This is a genomic window from Candidatus Tectomicrobia bacterium, from assembly GCA_016192135.1.
GTDB lineage: Bacteria > UBA8248 > UBA8248 > UBA8248 > UBA8248 > 2-12-FULL-69-37.
Map to the genome: position 1 here is coordinate 260,084 of JACPUR010000013.1, position 17,091 is coordinate 277,174.

A 17,091-nucleotide genomic window follows, 5' to 3' on the forward strand; every position below is an offset into this window, starting at 1 on the left:
CGTCCGATGCCGGCCGGTGGGCCCGCGGCGCCGGGGGAAGTCACGCCTGTCCCCCGGGCTCGGCAATCCCGGCGCGCCAGCCCAGCTCTTCTTCGCACCAGCGGGCCGCCGCCAGGAGGCCCGCCTCGCCGAACCTCCGCGCGCCAAGCTGGATGCCGAAGGGCAGGCCCTCCCCGCCCCGCCCCAGGGGGAGGGTGACGGCGGGCTGCCCCGACAGCGAGAAGGGCTCGCAGAAGAGGCCGCTCCCCGTCGAAACCTCCCAGGGAGGCGACAGCTGATCGAACGTGGGGAGCACGATCAGTTCATAATGCCCGTGGAGCCGGTCCACCGCCCGGATGAACCGCGACCGCAAGCGCATGGCGTTGACATAGTGAACGGCGGGCACCATGAACCCCGCCGTCACGGTCCGCCGGGTCGAGGGGGGGTAGGCGTCCATGTTCTCCCGGAACATCTCGCCGTGATAGCAAGCGGCATCCACGGCGCGGATCATCGCGTGGACCGAATGAATCAGTTCGCGGTCCATCGGGAGCCTTCCCTCCTCCACCTTCACGCCTTTCTCCCGCAGAAGAGAAACCGCCCTCAGCGTCCAATCCGCCACCTCTGCATTCGCCAAGGGCAGATAGTCTTCCTTCAACAACAGCGCCCGCCCCGGACGCCGGGGGGCGGAAGCGGCGGCGAAGTCTTGCGCGGGGATATCCGGGGCCCCATCGTCTCCCGGCGCCGGCCCGGACATCACCGTGAGGAGGTGCGCCAGGTCTTCCACCGACCGGGCGATGAGGCCCACGTGGTCGAACGTCCACGACACCTTGACGATCCCGGTCCGGGGTATCCGCCCGTACGTGGGCTTCAGGGCGCACACGCCGCAGAAGGCCGCGGGGCGTAGGGTGGAGCCCGTGGTCTGGGAGCCCAAGGCGACGGGCACCATCCCGGCCGCGACCGCCGCCGCCGAGCCGCTGCTCGATCCCCCGGGGCTGCGGGCGAGGTCCCACGGGTTCCGGGTGACGGAAGGGTCGGAGTTGGCGAAGGGGGTGGTCACCGTCTTCCCGATGGCGACCGCCCCGGCCGCCCGGAGGCGGGCGATGGAAACCGCGTCGGCATCGGGAACGTGGCCCCGGTAAAGGGGGGTCCCCGCCTCTCGCCGGAGGCCCTTGATGTCGAAGATGTCCTTGGCGCCGAAGGGCGCGCCCGCAAGCGGGCCTAAGGGGCGGCCCTCCGCCCGGCTCCGATCCGCCGCCCGGGCCGCCTCCAGAGCGCCCTCCCGGTCCACCTGCGCCCAGGCCTTCAACCGGTCTTCGCATTGGCCGATACGGGATAAGATGGCGCCCACCCACTCCGCCGCCGATAGGGTGCCCTCGGCCATGCGGCGGAGCCCTTCGCTCAGGGTGAATTTCCAGGACTCGGTCATCGAGGTCCTCCATTCCCCGCCGCGGCAATTCGCACCGGCTCCCGCCTTCGCGCGGCAAACCGCGGCGGCTCGCCCGTCCTGAACATGGCACGGCTTTCGTCGGGAATGATATTCTAGCATCATTCATTTTTCACGGCGCCGTCGGCGGATTCCGGATGGCCTGGGCGGGAAACCCTCAGGAGTTCTCTTGGGTGAAGGAGCCGAAAATGAACGAGCGGAGACGTCGTCTTCGGGCCTTGCTAGAAAGCGGGGATCCGCTGCTCGCCCCCGCCTGCATCGATGCGTTCAGCGCGCGCATGGTGGAGCAGGCGGGCTTTCATGTGAATTACCTGACGGGGAACGGGGCATCGGCGGCCCTGCTCGGCCGGCCGGACGTGGGCCTCATGACGTTGCGGGAGGTGGCCGACGTGTGCCGGAACATCAGCCTCGCCACCGCCATTCCGCTCATCGCGGACGCCGACACGGGATATGGAAACGCCATCAACGTGATTCGAACGGTCCGGGAACTCGAGCTGGCGGGGGCCGCCTGCCTTCAGCTCGAGGATCAGGTTACGCCGAAGCGATGCGGGCACCTCCCCGGCTCGAAGCCGGTGGTTTCGCTTGGCGAGCAAGTGGGGAAGCTCAAGGCCGCCCTGGACGCGCGCCAGGATCCCGATCTGCTGATCCTGGCACGGACGGACGCGGCGGCCGATCACGGGTTGGACGAGGCAATCCGGCGGGCGCATGCCTTCAAGGAGGCGGGAGCGGATCTGATTTTCATCGAAGTGGATGGAACGAGAGAGGAGCTTGTCCGGATCGGAAAGGAGGTCCCCGGGCCGCTGGCCGTCACGGTGGACGAGTCCCGGCGGGACGCACCGTTTTCTCCACAGGAGCTGGCCGCGCTCGGCTTCCGGCTGATCATATATCCCGGGATCATCCGCTGCACATATTTAAAGGCGGTCACGGATGCTCTGAGGATATTGAAGAAGGAAAGCTCGACCCTGGCGGCCAAGGATCGACTCGCCTCTTTCCGGGATTACAACCAAGCGCTAGGCATCGAGGAGATCAACGCCTGGGAAGAGAAGTATCTCTCATCCATCCGAAATCCGGCGTGATCTCGAAAGGACATCCTGGAGGGCGGGATCCGGCGGCCCGGCTGTTTCATCGCCGGGCCTGATCCCGCGCCTTTTCAAATGAACCAGCCAACCAGATGCCCAATCCGTCCCTGAGACAAGGCTAGGCCAGTGCGCCTCCGTCCACCGGAAGGACCGTCCCGGTGACCATCGAGGAGGCTTCGCTCGCCAGAAACACCGCCGCCCCCGCGCAATCTTCCGCCTCCAGCAGGCGGGGGATCGGCTGGAGGGAGAGAACGCGCTGGAGTTTTTCTTCATTTTGCCAGGTGGCAGCCGAAAAATCCGTGCGGGTGAGTATGGGGGCGATGGCATTCACCGTAATTCCATAGCGGCCGAGCTCGGAGGCGAACTGGCGCGTCATCATGATCTGGGCGGCCTTGCTGATGCTGTAGTCGCCGTAGCCGGCCCGCGCCTTGAGGCCGGTGGAGGAGACGACATTGATCACCCTTCCCCACCCGCGCCCGGCCATGGGCCGGGCGAGCATCTGGATCATCTGGAGGTAGCCGCTCACGTTCGCGCGCATGGTGGCTTGCCAGCTTTCGAGAGGGCAATCCAGCAGGGGGCCGAGGGTGCCCCGGGCGGCGGCGTTGTTCACCAGGATGTCAATTCTTCCAAAGGCTGGCTCGGCCTTCCGGCAAAGGTCGAGGATTCCTTCCTCCCTGGACAGGTCCGACTCGGCCAAGGCGATCCTGCCTCCACCCGGGGGAATGCTTTCGGCCGCCCTCTTCAGCCGGACGCCATCCCGGCCATGCAGCACCACGTCCGCTCCGGCGGCCGCGAAGGCGCGGGCGATCGCGTGCCCGATGCCCCGGGCGCTGCCCGTGACCAAGGCGGTCTTCCCCCTCAGCGAGAACATGGCCTCTCCATCAATCCAGCAGGACGGAACGGATGTAATCCTCGTTCCAGGCGAGGCCCAGGCCGGGCTTTTCCGAAAGGACGAGGGCGCCGTCCTGGAAATCGAAACCCTCTTGGAACAGCGGCTGCCACCAGGGCTGGTAGGTCTGCCAGATCGCCCCTGGCGTGGCCGCCTGAAGGTGAGCGCTCACCTCCATGAACATGTGGGGGGTGATCGGGACGTTATAGGCGTGGCACAGGGCGGCGGACTGGCGCCAGCCGGTCACCCCGCCGATCCGCATGAGGTCCACCATCAGGTAGTCCGCCGCCCGCCGGCGCAGGAAAGGCAGGAGGCCCTGGGTGCCGAAATTCGTCTCCCCCGCGCAGACGGGGCAGTCGAGCGCCTGGCTGACCCGCGCGCACCCCTCGATGTCCTCGTGCGGAACCGGCTCTTCGAGCCAGTAGGGGCGGAGCGGCTCCATCGCCTTGCCCGCCTGAATCGCGGCCGGCGCATCCCATCCCTGGTTCACATCCACCATGATCTCGATCTCGGGCCCCAGCGCCTCGCGGACGATGCAGCAGCGTTCCACATCATCCCGCCAGTCCTTCTTGCCCACCCGGAATTTAACCGCCCGGAAACCCCGCTCCTTCAGCTCGGCGGCCTCCTCGGCGAGTTGCTCCCGCGAGGCGTGGAGCCAGAGCGCCTCTCCGGCGTAGACCTCGGCCCGGTTCTTGAAGCCCCCGAGGATGCGGAAGAGCGGCAGCCCGGCGGTACGGGCCAGAGCGTCCCAGCATGCGGTGTCGATGGCCGCCATCGCGATCAGGGCGGAACCCGCATGGCCGATGAACGTGGTGGCGCTGTACAGCTTCCACCAGAGGGCCTCGGGAAGAAGGGCGCTCTCGCCGATGGCCGCCGCCGCGAGATCGCCGGTCAGGGCCGCGATGGCGGCGATGCGTTTTTTCCCGAAGCAGAACGACCAGCCCATCCCCTGCACGCCGTCCCGGGTTCGCACGGTGACGAGGACGCTCTCGACGGTGTCGCTCCGGAAGGTGGCCGTGATCACCGGCCGGGCGATGGGCACCGAAACCGTCCTCACCTGAATCGACTCGATGAGGCCGCCCGGGACGCTCATGCCAGCGCCCCTCCATCCACGGGAATGACCGTCCCCGTGATCATTCCCGCCTCATCCGATGCCAGGAAGGCGGCGAGCGCCGCGACATCGTCCGGCTCGGCCAGCCGCTTGATGGAAAGCATGCGCATGACTTTTTCCTTTTCCTCCTCATCCTCCCACTGCCACTGCGAGAAATCCGTGCGCGTGAGCGTGGGGGCGATGGCGTTCACCGTGATACCGTACTGGCCCACTTCCACCGACAGTTGCCGCGTCAGCATGACCTCCGTGGCCTTCGTTATCGCATAGTCCCCCATGCCGGGCCGGGCCTTGAGGCCGGTCGAGGAGGTGACGTTCAGGATGCGGCCCCAACCGCGCCGGCGCATGTCCCGGGCCGCCGCCTGGCAGAGGATGAAATAGGCGGTCACGTTCACGGCGAACAGCCGCTCGAATGACTCCAGGGGAACTTCCATGATGGGCTTCCGGGAGGGCTTGGCAGCGGCGTTGTTCACCAGGATGTCGATCCGCCCGAAACGCTCCATGTGGCGGTCCAGAACCCATTGGCAGCTCTCCGGGTCGGCCAGGTCGGCGGGAAGACCATGCGCGTCGACATGTAAGGCCTTCAGGGACGCGGCCGCCTCATCCAGCGTCTTCTCGTCCCTGCCCACGATGGAAACCCCCGCCCCTGTCCGGGCGAAACGCCGGGCGATGGCGAGGCCGATGCCCCGCGAGCCGCCCGTGACCATCGCCGCCTTGCCCGCGAGGGTGCCGCCCGCTCCCGGATGGTTCATGCCCTCATTTCACCTCGTATTTGGCGACCGCTTTCTCGTCCCATTCGAAGCCCGCCCCCGGGATAGGCTTCAGATGGATCAGCCCCTCCCGGAAATCCACGGGCTCTCTCAGCACCGGCTCCCACCACGGCTGGTATTCCTGCCAGATGGCATTCGGACTGGCCGAGAACAGATGGGAGCTGAATTCCATGAAAAGATGGGGGGTGACGGGCAAGTGGAACGCCTGCGCCACGCGGGCGGCCTTCATCCATTCCGTGACGCCGCCCATCCGCATGAGGTCGGGCATGAGAATGTCCGCGGTTCCGAGTTCGCACATCCGCCGGAAATCCTGGGAGGTGTAGTTCGTCTCGCCCGTGCAGACGGGGGTATCCAACGCCCGGGATACCTGGGCGCAGCCCTCCAGGTCCTCGTAGGGGAGAGGCTCCTCGATCCACGCCACGTCGAACTCTTCCAGGCGGCGGCCCATCTGAATCGCGGTCGGCGCGTCCCAGACCTGGTTCACGTCCACCATGAGCTTCGTCCCGGGCCCGACCGCCTCGCGCACCGCCCGGACGCGGGCGATGTCCTCCTCCCTGTCCGGCTTGCCGACCCGCATTTTGACCCCCTTGAAGCCGCGCGCGGCGAATGAGGCCGCCTCCTCCTGGAGCTCGTCCACGGTCTGGTGGAGCCAGAGCCCCTGGCTGGCGTACGCCTCGACGGATTCGCGAGCGCCGCCCAGCAGCTTGTAGAGCGGCAGGCCCGCCACCTTGGCCGCGATGTCCCACAACGCGGTGTCGATGGGTGACATGGCTATGACCGCCGCCCCGCTGTGGCCGATGAAGGTGACGGCGTTCCACATCCGACGCCAGCAGCGCTCGATTGCCAGGGCGTCCTCCCCTTCGAGCATCTCGCCCAGGTCGTCGATCATGAGCTGGATGCCGCGCACCTTTTTCCGGCCGAAGGCGAATATCCAGCCGATGCCGCTCACCCCCGCGTCGGTGTCCACGTCAACAAGAACCGAATCGATCCCGTTGATAGGGAAACTGGCCGTGAGGAGCGGCCGCTCCAGGGGAATGGAGACGAAGCGGGTGCGGACCTTCTTGATGCGGACCGGCTTGCCTGCATATCCGGAGGCCATCAGCCCACCACGTCCTTGCAGCTGATGAACTCGACCTCCTCGTCGACCGCCCAATTGGAGTGCTCCGCATTGGCGGGGATATAGACGGCTTCGCCGGGTCCCAGTATCTTCTCCTCATCGCGGACCCTGGAGCGGATGCGCCCCTTGAGGACCGTGATGATCTGCTCCTCGGGATGGGCATGAGTCTTCGCTCCGGTTCCCGCGGAGTAGCGGTAGTAGCCCACTTCGACCTTCTTGCCCTTGATGGTCGGACCTTCGGCGGTGGAATATTCGGGCCTGATCACGCTCCGGCTGATGTCGGCAAGCCTGAAGAAAGTTTCCATGTGTCCTCCTGGGATGGCCATGGGAGGCGACGATGAGGTTCAAATGCGAGAGGGTTCAGCGCCGATGGGCAATTGTATCCGCTCTACCGTCGAATCTCCAGCGCCCCGCCGAATCCCCTGCCAATTCAACAAGAACACAGGAGAGAGGCAAGAAATCCGGACAGGGAACGCTCCCTTTGTTTTGGCGAACTGAAAAACACGGTAAGATTTGGATGAAATTCCGCCCATACCATAAAGATTTTGATCTCCATCGGGCTTTTATCCTGAGGCAAAGGGATACTCCATGACCGAAGCTTTCGAGCGGAAGCGGTTGGCCTCCAAAGCCCTTTTTGAGCGCGCCAAGGGAACAATCGCGGGCGGCATCACCAGCGAATTGCGCGCGGCCGAGCCCTTCCCCATCTTCATCGAGAGGGCCGAGGGCTCCCGCAAGTGGGACGTCGACGGGAACGAGTACGTCGACTACTGCATGGGCAGCGCCGCCCTTCTGCTCGGCCACGCGCATCCGGCCGTCGTGAAGGCCGTGTCGGACCAGGCGGCCAAGGGCACCCTCTACTCCGCCTTGACGGAGCTGGAGCTCCGCTGGGCCGACTTGGTGCGGGAGCTTTACCCCAGCGCCGAGCGGGTGCGGTTCGTCGGGACGGGGACCGAGGCGAACATCCTGGCCCTCCGGCTCGCCCGGGCCTTCGCGGGAAAACCCAAGGTCCTGCGCTTCGAGGGGCATTTCCACGGATGGGGCGACGACACGGCAGTCGGCGTCAAGATTCCCTGGAACGAGCCCCCCACTCACGGGCTTCCGCCCGGGGTGCGGGAAGCCACCGTCGTCTGCCCGGCCGAGAGCGGGGCCGCCGCCCGCGCTCTGGAGCAGGATTCCGCCATCGGGGCCATCATTCTCGAGCCTTCGGGGGCTTCCTGGGGGACCGTGCCCCTGCCGGCGGGCTTCCTCAAGGACCTGCGCGCCCTGGCGGACAAGCACCGGGTGCCCCTCATCTTCGACGAGGTGATCACGGGCTTCCGGTGGAGCCCCGGTGGCGCCCAGGCGTCCGAGGGGGTCAAGCCCGACCTCACCACCTTGGCCAAGAACCTCACGGGCGGCCTGCCAGGGGGGGCGGTGGCCGGCCGGGAGGAAATCCTCTCCCTTCTCGACACATCGAGGGAGTACAAGGGCAAGAAGGCGGGCGTGTTCCACCGGGGGACATTCAACGCCAACCCAATCTCGGCCGCGGCGGGGGTCGCGGCGTTGGAGATCTTCCGGACGGGCGAGCCCCAGCGCCACGCGGACCGCCTGGCGGCCCGGCTCCGCGAGGGGATGCAGCGGATCCTGCGGAAGAGCGAGGTCGCCGGGGCGGTCTATGGCGACTCCTCCACCTTCCACATCTTCCTGGGAAAGGGAGCCCGGGGGACCATCGAGGGGCTCTCCCCGGTGGACCTCAAGGGGATACCGCCCAGGACGGTAAACGCCCTCCAGCGCGCCCTCCGGCAGCGGGGGGTGGACCTTCTCTCCTACACGGGCGGGGTCACGTCCTCCGCTCACACCGACAAGGACATCGAGATCACCCTCTGCGCCTTCGACGAGACCGTCCAGGAGCTGGCGGAGGGCAGAGCCATCGAGCGGCTCTAGGGCCTTCCTCTCAGGCGCGCCGTCTCCCCGGCGTCCAGAAGGGCGCCGGGGCGGACCGCCACGCCGTAGTCCGCGCGGGCCGCTTCGGCCGAGACGACCCCATCCCGCACGTCGCGGAGCACCTCCTCGGCCGGCCGCTCGAAGGGATCGCCGAAGCCGCCGCCCCCGCCCGCCTCGATGAGCAGCCTCCCCGGCGCGAGGTCCACATTGGCGTACTGGGGCAATTCCGCCGGTTCTCCGCCCTCCGGGGCGAAACACACGCGCGAGATCGCGCCGGGCTTTCCCCCCAGCAGACCGAAGGAGGTGACCGTCCGGCACGATTCGCCGCGCGCCGAACAGGAGACCGGGGTAAGGAGATCCGCCTCGTAAATCACGCCCATCCCTCCCCGCCAGCGCCCCGCCCCGCCGCCGTCGGTGCGGATCTCCTGGCGCAGGAACCGGATGGGATAGACCTGCTCGTAATGCTCCAGGTTCGGCACGGTGAGGGCGCCGAGGGTGGGCATGTTGCCGCTCAGGTCCAGGCCGTCGCGCCCCTGCACCGCTCCCGTGCCCGGCCCGCCCCCCCCGTGGTAGGTCACGAAAAACTCTTTCCTCTGATCGAAGCCCGCCGTGACGGGATAGGCCGTCTTCGCCCAGGCGGCCGAGACGCGGTCCGGCACCGCCCCGGCCAGGGCCTTCCACACGCACTGGACGATCTCGTGCGCCGGAAACACGGTGCAGAGGGTGACGGGGGCGGGGAAGCTCGCGTTCACCACCGTCCCGGACGGCGCGATGATGCGCACGGGGCGGTAGGTCCCCTCGTTGTGGGGGATCCGGGGGTCCACCAGGGAAGACAGCCCGACGTACAGCGCCGAGCAGGTGTTGGCGATGGGGGAATTCTTGTAGCCTTTGATCTGGGGGGAGGTCCCCGTGAAGTCGGCGGTCAGATCCGTGCCCTTCTTCGTCAGGGTCAGGCGGATCGGGACGTCCACCGGGGAGAAGCAATCGGTGTTCATCACCTCCTCCGCCTTGTAGACTCCGTCCGGGATCCGGGCCAGCTCGGCGCGCATGAGGGCCTCCGCGTGAGCGAGAATCCCCCGGAAGCCCGCCAGCAAGGCGCCCGCCCCCATCTCCCCCGCGATCTCCTCCAGCCTCTGGCTGCCGATCCGGGTGCTGCCGATCATGGCCGAGAAGTCGTGGGCGATGACCTCGGGGGCGCGGGTGTTCGCCAGGATAAGGCGGATCACGTCCTCCCGCCGCTCGCCCCGCCGCTCGATCCGGATGGGGGTGATGCGGAAGCCCTCGTGAAAGATTTCGGTGGCCTCGGAGTTGTAGGTGCCGATGACGCCGCCGCCCACATCCACCTGATGCGCGCGGTTGCATACGAAACCGCACAGCTCGCCGCCGTGGTACACGGGCGCAATCACCGTCCAGTCGGGGAGATGGTTGCCGCCTCCGATGTAGGGGTCGTTCAGCAGGTACAGATCGCCCGGCGCCATGGTGTCCCGGAAGGCATTCAGAATGCCCCGCACGGCGAAGCCCCCGCTCCCGGTGTGGATGGGCAGGCCGTCGGCCTGGGAGACGAGCTGGCCCTCCGGGTCCGTGATGAAACAGGAGAAGTCGTGGGCCTCGCTGAAGATGGTCGATCGCGCCGTGCGCTGCATGATGATGCCCATCTCCCGCGCCACCACGTCCAGGCGCTGCTGGAGGATGGCCACCGAGACCGCCTCCGGCCCGCCCGCGGGAGAGGCGCTCCCCCCGGCAGGCACACCGCCCTCCAGGCTGCCCAGCCGGATGACGAAGGCGCTGCCTCCGCCGAGCGTCAGGACGTCGCCGGGCTCGACCAGGATGGTGGTGGTAGGCTCCTCCACGACCGCCGGCCCCGTGATCTCGGCCGAGCCCTTGATGTCCTCTCCGCGGAAGACCGGGACGTCCTCCCATGCGCCGGCCGATTCAAGAAATACCCTCCTCCATCCGGACGGGCAGGGCCCGGCGGCGGCCGGCGCCGGCTCCCCTAGGCGCAGGGGATCCGCCGGCTCCTCGGCCCGGACGCGGAAGCCCATGATCTCGACCGGCTCGCCGGGCCGGTGATGGCCGTACGCGGCCTCATGAAGGGCGTGGAAGCGCTCCGCGAGACGCTCGGGCCCCTCGCCCGCGGACCCGTCCGCCTCCACCGTCAGATGCCAGGACTGGCCCGGGTAGCGCATGTCCACGGAAGTGATGAAAGAGAACTTCTCCGGGTCCTCTCCGCCCCGGAGGATTTCCGCCCGCAGCTCGGTGGCCAGGGCGTCCAGCTCCTGGCGGAGGAGCCCGCCGCTCACCTCCCCGGCCCGGAGGCGGCGGCTCCGGAGCCGGTCGTAGCGCACCGCGCCGCCCACCATTCCCACGGCGCAGCAGGCTGCCGCCTCCCGGGGAACGATCACCCGGGGCATCCCGCAGATGCGGGCCACGGCGGAGGCAGAGAGGCCCCCGGCCCCGCCCCCGGCCACCAGCGCCATCCGCCGGGGATCGGAGCCGTGGCGGGCGCAGATCGTCTGGACCGCGCCCGCCATCTGGCGGCTGGCCAGCCGGATGGCCCCCACCGCAGCTTCCTCCGGACTGAGGCCGAGGGATTCGCCCACCCGCTGGAAGGCTGCGCGGGCGCTCTCAACAAGGAGCGGTATCTCCCCGTCCAGCAGGCCGCGAGGGTCGAGGCGCCCGAGGAGGAGGTGCGCGTCCGTGACGGTGGGCTGATCGCCCCCCTTGCCGTAGCTCGCCGGGCCCGGCTCCGCCCCCGCGCTCATGGGGCCCACCCTCAGCCCTCCGCCCGCGTCCATCCAGGCGACGGTCCCCCCTCCGGTGCCGATGGTGTGAACCTCCACGGCCGGAAGGGCCACGTGGTATCCGCCCACCGCGGACTGATCCACCATGCCCGGCTGGCCTCTTTGGAGCACGGTGACGTCGCAGCTCGTCCCCCCCATGTCGAAGAAGACGGCGTCCTCCGCCCCGCACAACCCGCCGTAGATCCGGCCCGCCGTCACCCCCGCGGCCGGCCCGGAGAGCACCAGGGCCGCGGGCAGAAAGCGGCTGTGCGCCACGGTCGCCATCCCACCGTTGCTCTGCACGAGCAGCAGGGGGCCCCCGTAGCCCTGCCCGCGCAGGGCGCTCTCCAGGCGCGCCAGATATTCGGTGAGGACGGGCCCGAGGCAGGCATTCACGGCCGCGGTGGAAGTGCGCTCGTATTCGCCCATGATGGGCGCCACGCGCGAGGAGAGCACCACGTGGACGCCGGGGAGAAAGCGCTCCAGCAGCGCGGCGGCCTGCTCCTCATGCCCGCCATTGAGATAGGCGTTGAAGAAGCAGACGGCGACGGCCTCCACCCCTTCGCGGGCAAAGATCTCCGCGGCTTTCCGGACGTCCTCCGCCACGAGCGGGGCTGTCTCCCGGCCGTCCCGGTCGATGCGCCCGCCGACCGGGAGGCGCAGATACCGGGGGACCAGGACGGGAGGATTGGGGGCCCGGTGGTCCCAGACGTTCTCGCGGAACCCGCGGCGGAATGAGAGAGAGTCACGGAACCCCGAGGTGGCCAGCAGGCCGACCCGTGCCCCATGGCGGGTGAGAAGGGCATTGGTCGCGACGGTGGTGCCGTGGACGAAGCGGGTGCAGTCGCCTAGCAAATCCGGCACCCGCACGCCCAGCTGGCCCGCGGCGCGTTCGAGGGCGGCCAGAACCCCCCGCTCAGGGTCGCGGGGCCGGGAGGGCGCCTTGGCCAAGCACAGCAATCTTCCCCGCCCGTCGGCCACGATCAGGTCGGTGAAGGTGCCTCCGACATCCACTCCGATGCGGCAAGCGTCGCCCATGCACTCTCCCGGGAATCTTTATTGAAGCGTCAGGCCGCCATCGGCGACAACGAGCGAGCCGGTCATGTATGAGGAAGCCGGGGAGCACAGAAAGACAACCAGGGGCGCAAGCTCCCCCGGCTGGCCCACGCGCCCGGCGGGGATTCGCTTTACGTAAGCGCTCAGCGCCTCCGGATCGTTCAGCAGGGGGGCCCCCATGTCCGTGTCGAACTGCCCCGGGATGACGGCGTTCACCCGGATGCCATACCGCGCCCAGTCCACCGCGAGCGACTGGGTGAGGCTGTGGACGGCCGCCTTGGAGGCCGCGTAGGCGAGGACGTTCGGGCGGGCGCGCAGGCCCGCCACCGAGCCGAAGTTGACGATGCTCCCTCCTCCGGCGCTCCGGACCTTTTCTTCGCTCAGGTGGGGAAAGGCCGCGGTGCATAGGTGAAAGGCGCCGCCGGCGTTGACGGCCAGCGTGCGGTGGAATTCACCGGGCGAGGTTTCCATCGGGGAAAGGCGGGGACATACGCCCGCGGCGTTGATCAGGAAATCCAGGCGCCCCAGTTCCCGGACGGATTCCTCCACCACCCGCCGAGAGGCGGCGGCATCGGTCACGTCCAGGGGGAATACGGCCGCGCGACGGCCATGCCTCTCGATGGCGGCGGCGGTCTCCCTCAACGCCGGCTCGTTTGTCGCGGCGACGGCCACGTCCGCCCCCGCTTTCGCGAGCGCGAGGGCACAGGCCCTGCCCAGCCCCCGGCTCCCGCCGGTCACCAAGGCGGCCCGGCCGGTCAGGTCAAATGATTCCATTGGGCCACCCCCCCTCTTCCGCACCAGCCCGGAACTGGAATTCTCTCTGCGATGGCGCCCGACCCGCACCCCTCCCATTGGATACGCCGGGCGGGTGGCGGGAGGCTCGTCCATTGCGCCCTTGCGGGGCGGGATTGTCGAGTCCCTCCTGAAGATTGACAAGGAATGGATATTACGATGCCATAGTCTTTGAATTCAATTCGAATGAGACTGGAGGCATGAATGGAGCGGATCCGGGTTTGCCAGATTGGCCTGGGGGCCATCGGCTTGGCCTGCGCGGCCGAGGCCAGGCGGCGCCCGGGGCTCGAACTGCTTGGCGGCGTCGACATCGACCCGGGTCTGGAGGGGAAAGACCTCGGCCTTCTGGCGGAAGGAACCCGCTGGAGCCTGCCGGTGCGGAGGGATCTCGAATCCGCGCTCAGGGAATGGCGGCCCCGCGCGGCCCTGCTGACCACCGTCTCCCAGGTGGAGCGCCTGGCGCCCGTCCTGGAGACGCTCATCCGGGCGGGGGTGAATGTGGTTTCCTCCTCGGAGGAGCTTCTGGTCCCAAGACACCGCGCCCCCGAAGCCTCCGCAGCGCTCGATGCCCTCGCCAGGTCGGCCGGCGTTACGGTCATGGCGGCCGGCGTGAACCCCGGGTTCACCATGGACCTTTTCCCCCTGTTCCTGTCCTCCATGTCCAGGCGGGTGGAGAAGGTGGAGGTACGCCGATGCCTGGACGCGGCGGCCCGGCGGGAAAGCCTGCAGCGAAAGGTAGGAGCCGGGCTCTCGCTCGATGCGTTTCATGCCGGCCAGCGAGAGGGATGGATCGGCCACAAAGGGCTCATGGAGAGCCTCGTCCTGATCTGCGAGGGGCTCGGCTGGCGGCCCGACCGGTCGGAGGAAACCATGGAGCCCATGATCGCCAGCCGCGGCCTGAGGACGGATTTCCTCGAGGTCGCCCCGGGCCAGGTGGCCGGCGTCCACCACACCGCGCGCGCATGGCGCGGGGAGAGGTTGCTCGTGGAGCTGGACCTGAAGATGTACGTCGGGGCGAAGAATTCCTACGACAACGTCCGCATCCTTGGAGAGCCGCCCCTCGATGTGACGGTCCAGGGGGGAATCGCGGGCGACGCGGCCACGGTGGCTGGCTTATTGAATGCCGTTCCGCTCGCTGTCTCGGCATCCCCCGGCCTGCTGTCTCCTTTGGCATCACCTCTGCCCCGTGGTTTCGGAGCATAAACGCGCCCCATCGCCACAACGCCAGAAGGTCCAGAACCCCGGCGACGTCGGAATGACAGTGAGGTCCACGTGCCAGGCGTGGTTCGGATGCGCGGCCGTTACGGTACGGCCGGGGGGTTCGTCGTCAGATCCAGGATCGGGGAGTCTTTCCTCCTGGAGGATCCGGCCGGTGGCCGTCGCACCGAGGTGCAGCCCCGCCCGGCAGAGAGTATCCGCGATGCGGACCTTGCCCGCGGTGGGACATAAAGTCTTGAGGCGCCGATCGCGGCCAAATCATGAATAGCGGAAAGAGGCTCAGCATCGGTTTTCCAGCCAGCCGTGCCGGGCCGCTGCCTCGCCGGCGCCGCCTGCAGCTGGTTTCATTCCCGCGCAAAATCTCCGGCCTTTTTCCCCATCTGCCGCATCATCGAGCCTGCGATCATTGTCTCGTCTAGATCCGCGGTTTCTCCTTTCGGAACGTCAAAATGAAGCCTTTCAGTGTACGGCGCCGGCCGGTTCATCATGAAGGCGCTCGCGGTTTCGGCATAGAACGTCCGCGCCTCCTCGACATTCCTTTTGCCGGCCACGATGTCGTGCGCAAGGTTCAGGGCCAGGAGGTTCATTTCCTCCTCCTTGTGGCAGCAAAATGGCGGCAAATCAGAAGGGGCCGATTTCTGTGGAACACAGGGTCCTGCCGTCAATTTTCATGCTTAAGCATGATGGGCTGGCCGTGAGGGGTCGCGCGGGCGGCGGCATCCCACTCCCCCTTTCGGCGGAGGAGATTATCGGACGCCACGAGACCCTTCCTGGCGACTATTTTCTCGAGGGCGGCCAGCCAATGCAGGTAGTAAGTATCGCCTAAGTCGGGTTCTCCCCGCTTTTGGGCCGCTGCAATCTCCGCACCCAAACATTCCGTCCATTCTTTCCAGGTGAAGTGACCTCGCTGGTGGAGCATCAAGGTCATGGAGAAAGCCTGCGCCTCCCAAGGCTCACGGAAGACAGGTCCCTCTTCATCCCGCGGCAAGGAGGGAATCGCATCCAGGTTCTTTAAGTCGTCCATCGTCTAATCTCATTCTTAGGCCAGGCGTAAGGGCTCAAGCATTGTCCAGATAGTCGTCCCACATGTCGAGATAAACAGAATCCCGGGCCCCCGCCCCGGGACCCCAGAGGTCGCGGGACATGAAGCGGACATTGTAGAGGTGCTGGGGCTTCTTCCCCTCGCCCCGGGCATTGGTATCGGGGAAGATGAAAACGCCATAGTCTCGCTCGATCACCCCTTGCCTGCCGCGGGCGTAGCGCGGAAGGCGGGTATGACCTGTCGGATTGATGTCGCGGGCCCGAACGCGATCGCCGGGCGCGAACCTGGGCGGAATGTCTTCGTCCACTTGAAAACTGCCTCCCAGGCGCAGGATGTTCGGCACCATGTCCTTGGTGAGCAAAGGCATCAGGCCTCCTCCCTTGCGAGCTCGGCCACGCGCTCTTCGATTTCCTCCCGCGTCAAGAACCCCTTTTCCACCAACAGGGTTTCGAGGCTATATAAAAATCGCTCATAATAACTCGACCCCAGGTAGCGGGCGGGCGGAATGCGCTCGCGCGCGTGGCGGGACATATCAATGTTCCACCGCTCCCATACGCTCATGGCGCGCATGAGGGCGAATATGCGCCGCTCCCACTCGGCGTGGAAAACGGGCTCGTCCTCCTCGAGGACGATGGGACCCATCCCGTGCATGCCACCCATATCGTGCACGCCGTTCACGCCGATTCTCCTTTTGCGCTCGGGGCCTGGACCTTGGCCGTCCCTATCAGGGAGTTGCGGTTGACAATCTCGGCCAGCTCATCTTCGCTCATGCCCTCGGTTCCGGCCGGACGTTCGGGCAAGACGATGAACCGCACCTCCGAGGTGCTGTCCCACACGCGGACCTCGACGTCTTCGTCGAGCTCGAGGCCGAACTCCTTTAAAACACCGCGGGGATCGATCACCGCGCGGGAGCGGTAGGGGAACGATTTATACCAGACGGGAGGAAGGCCCAGCACCGGCCACGGATAGCACGAGCAAAGGGTGCATACCACCATGTTGTGAATCTTGGGCGTGTTCTCCAGCACCACCATGGTTTCGCCTTGCCGCCCTTCGTAGCCCATCTCGGCGAGGGCCGCATTTGCATCCTCGAGCAGCCGTTTCTTGAAGCCGGGGTCCGTCCATGCGCGGGCGACCACTTTCGACCCGTTGCGGGGGCCGATCTTTTTTTCGTAAGTGTCGATGAGTTCATTGAGGGCGTCCGGCTCCACCAGACCTTTCTCAGTGAGTAAGGACTCGAGTGCCCGCACCCGAAGTTCGATATCCGAAAGCTCGGTGCCCCCATCATGGGTGTGCCCGCTCATAAGGGCCTCCTTATTGATTATTCGGGGTGCATTTCACCGACATTTCCCATATCCCCCTTGGATGGCGGCAGTATAGCAATAAAGCTCAGAATCCGGGTTTGGGATGGTGCCTCGACCACCGGAACCGCTCCCGCTGTGCTGGTCCACTGATTTTCGCGGTCTGGCTCGTCTGAGTGAAAAACCCTTGAAAGATTAAATATGTGGTTATCTCCAGGGTCCGGCAATCAGGATTCTCCCAGGGGCCATCATGCGGGCAAGAGGTCCGACCCTGCATAGATATGTCGCCAAGGTGCCATCTCTGGCTCAAGGCCCCCCTCTCCAAATCCCGCTGGGTGTGGGGGCTGAGCAAGAGGAGAGAGCCCGGAAGCTCGGGGTGGACCCGAACTTCCGGACGAGGCGAGAGGGAAGGGGCGTAACCAAGGAACGAAGGCTGGCGGCGGGCGCAGTCCGCCGCGAACCCTTCTCCGCCCAAATTCCCGTTAAACGGAAAATACAGGGAATTTCCGGAAGTTGAAACGCCCCTTGGGAAGAGAATCCCCAGCCGCCCGGAAACCGAACGGAGAATTTAACCGACTTATCGGATTATTTCAAAA

The 17,091-nt window shown here is 66.9% G+C and carries 14 protein-coding genes and 1 pseudogene; 3 read left to right on the top strand and 12 right to left on the bottom strand.

The window, feature by feature from the left end:
- Positions 1–40: 40 nt before the first annotated feature.
- Entirely contained in the window at positions 41–1,405 is a 1,365-nt protein-coding gene (locus HYZ11_05235) for an amidase (GenBank protein MBI3126991.1), read from the bottom strand.
- 206 nt (positions 1,406–1,611) lie between these two features.
- Between HYZ11_05235 and HYZ11_05240 the strand changes: the two genes are divergently transcribed.
- The gene (locus HYZ11_05240; protein ID MBI3126992.1) at positions 1,612–2,499 is read left to right on the top strand and encodes an isocitrate lyase/PEP mutase family protein; all 888 of its coding nucleotides are present in this window, start codon (positions 1,612–1,614) and stop codon (positions 2,497–2,499) included.
- A 121-nt stretch (positions 2,500–2,620) separates the two neighbouring features.
- On the opposite strand, the gene HYZ11_05245 is transcribed toward HYZ11_05240, so the two are convergent.
- Genes HYZ11_05245 through HYZ11_05265 form a run of 5 tightly spaced genes read right to left on the bottom strand, consistent with a single transcriptional unit; the run spans position 2,621 to position 6,691 of the window.
- Positions 2,621–3,373 (bottom strand): SDR family oxidoreductase, encoded by a 753-nt coding sequence (locus HYZ11_05245; GenBank protein ID MBI3126993.1) that lies wholly within the window; start codon positions 3,371–3,373, stop codon positions 2,621–2,623.
- Between the two features lie 10 nt (positions 3,374–3,383).
- Positions 3,384–4,484 (bottom strand): mandelate racemase/muconate lactonizing enzyme family protein, encoded by a 1,101-nt coding sequence (locus tag HYZ11_05250; protein MBI3126994.1) that lies wholly within the window; start codon positions 4,482–4,484, stop codon positions 3,384–3,386.
- On the bottom strand, positions 4,481–5,251 hold the full coding sequence (locus HYZ11_05255) for an SDR family oxidoreductase (GenBank protein ID MBI3126995.1): 771 nt from the start codon (positions 5,249–5,251) through the stop codon (positions 4,481–4,483). The genes HYZ11_05250 and HYZ11_05255 overlap by 4 nt, the downstream gene beginning before the upstream one ends.
- Before the next feature lie 4 nt (positions 5,252–5,255).
- Entirely contained in the window at positions 5,256–6,368 is a 1,113-nt protein-coding gene (locus tag HYZ11_05260; protein MBI3126996.1) for a mandelate racemase/muconate lactonizing enzyme family protein, read from the bottom strand.
- Positions 6,368–6,691, bottom strand: coding sequence for a cupin domain-containing protein (locus HYZ11_05265; protein MBI3126997.1), 324 nt, complete (start codon positions 6,689–6,691; stop codon positions 6,368–6,370). Before HYZ11_05265 ends, HYZ11_05260 begins: the two co-directional genes overlap by 1 nt.
- A 283-nt stretch (positions 6,692–6,974) precedes the next feature.
- On the opposite strand from HYZ11_05265, the gene HYZ11_05270 reads away from it, so the two are divergent.
- Positions 6,975–8,309, top strand: coding sequence for an aspartate aminotransferase family protein (locus HYZ11_05270; protein MBI3126998.1), 1,335 nt, complete (start codon positions 6,975–6,977; stop codon positions 8,307–8,309).
- Here HYZ11_05270 and HYZ11_05275 read toward each other — a convergent pair.
- Together HYZ11_05275 and HYZ11_05280 are read right to left on the bottom strand one after the other, a co-directional pair.
- Positions 8,306–12,127, bottom strand: a complete 3,822-nt coding sequence (locus HYZ11_05275) for a hydantoinase B/oxoprolinase family protein (protein MBI3126999.1) — start codon at positions 12,125–12,127, stop codon at positions 8,306–8,308. The two genes, HYZ11_05270 and HYZ11_05275, sit on opposite strands and share 4 nt — an antisense overlap.
- 18 nt (positions 12,128–12,145) lie before the next feature.
- The gene (locus HYZ11_05280; protein ID MBI3127000.1) at positions 12,146–12,919 is read right to left on the bottom strand and encodes a glucose 1-dehydrogenase; all 774 of its coding nucleotides are present in this window, start codon (positions 12,917–12,919) and stop codon (positions 12,146–12,148) included.
- A 222-nt stretch (positions 12,920–13,141) separates the two neighbouring features.
- Here HYZ11_05280 and HYZ11_05285 point away from each other — a divergent pair, with 222 nt between their 5' ends.
- Positions 13,142–14,140 (top strand): dihydrodipicolinate reductase, encoded by a 999-nt coding sequence (locus HYZ11_05285; GenBank protein MBI3127001.1) that lies wholly within the window; start codon positions 13,142–13,144, stop codon positions 14,138–14,140.
- A gap of 359 nt (positions 14,141–14,499) precedes the next feature.
- Here the strand turns inward: HYZ11_05285 and HYZ11_05290 are convergent, their stop codons facing one another.
- From HYZ11_05290 to nthA, 4 genes and pseudogenes are all read right to left on the bottom strand, one after another.
- The gene (locus tag HYZ11_05290; protein ID MBI3127002.1) at positions 14,500–14,742 is read right to left on the bottom strand and encodes a hypothetical protein; all 243 of its coding nucleotides are present in this window, start codon (positions 14,740–14,742) and stop codon (positions 14,500–14,502) included.
- 74 nt (positions 14,743–14,816) lie between these two features.
- Positions 14,817–15,179, bottom strand: a complete 363-nt coding sequence (locus tag HYZ11_05295) for a nitrile hydratase accessory protein (protein MBI3127003.1) — start codon at positions 15,177–15,179, stop codon at positions 14,817–14,819.
- Between the two features lie 34 nt (positions 15,180–15,213).
- Positions 15,214–15,875, bottom strand: a pseudogene (nthB, locus tag HYZ11_05300) (nitrile hydratase subunit beta).
- Positions 15,872–16,498 (bottom strand): nitrile hydratase subunit alpha, encoded by a 627-nt coding sequence (nthA, locus tag HYZ11_05305; protein ID MBI3127004.1) that lies wholly within the window; start codon positions 16,496–16,498, stop codon positions 15,872–15,874. Before nthA ends, nthB begins: the two are co-directional and overlap by 4 nt.
- Positions 16,499–17,091 lie beyond the last annotated feature (593 nt).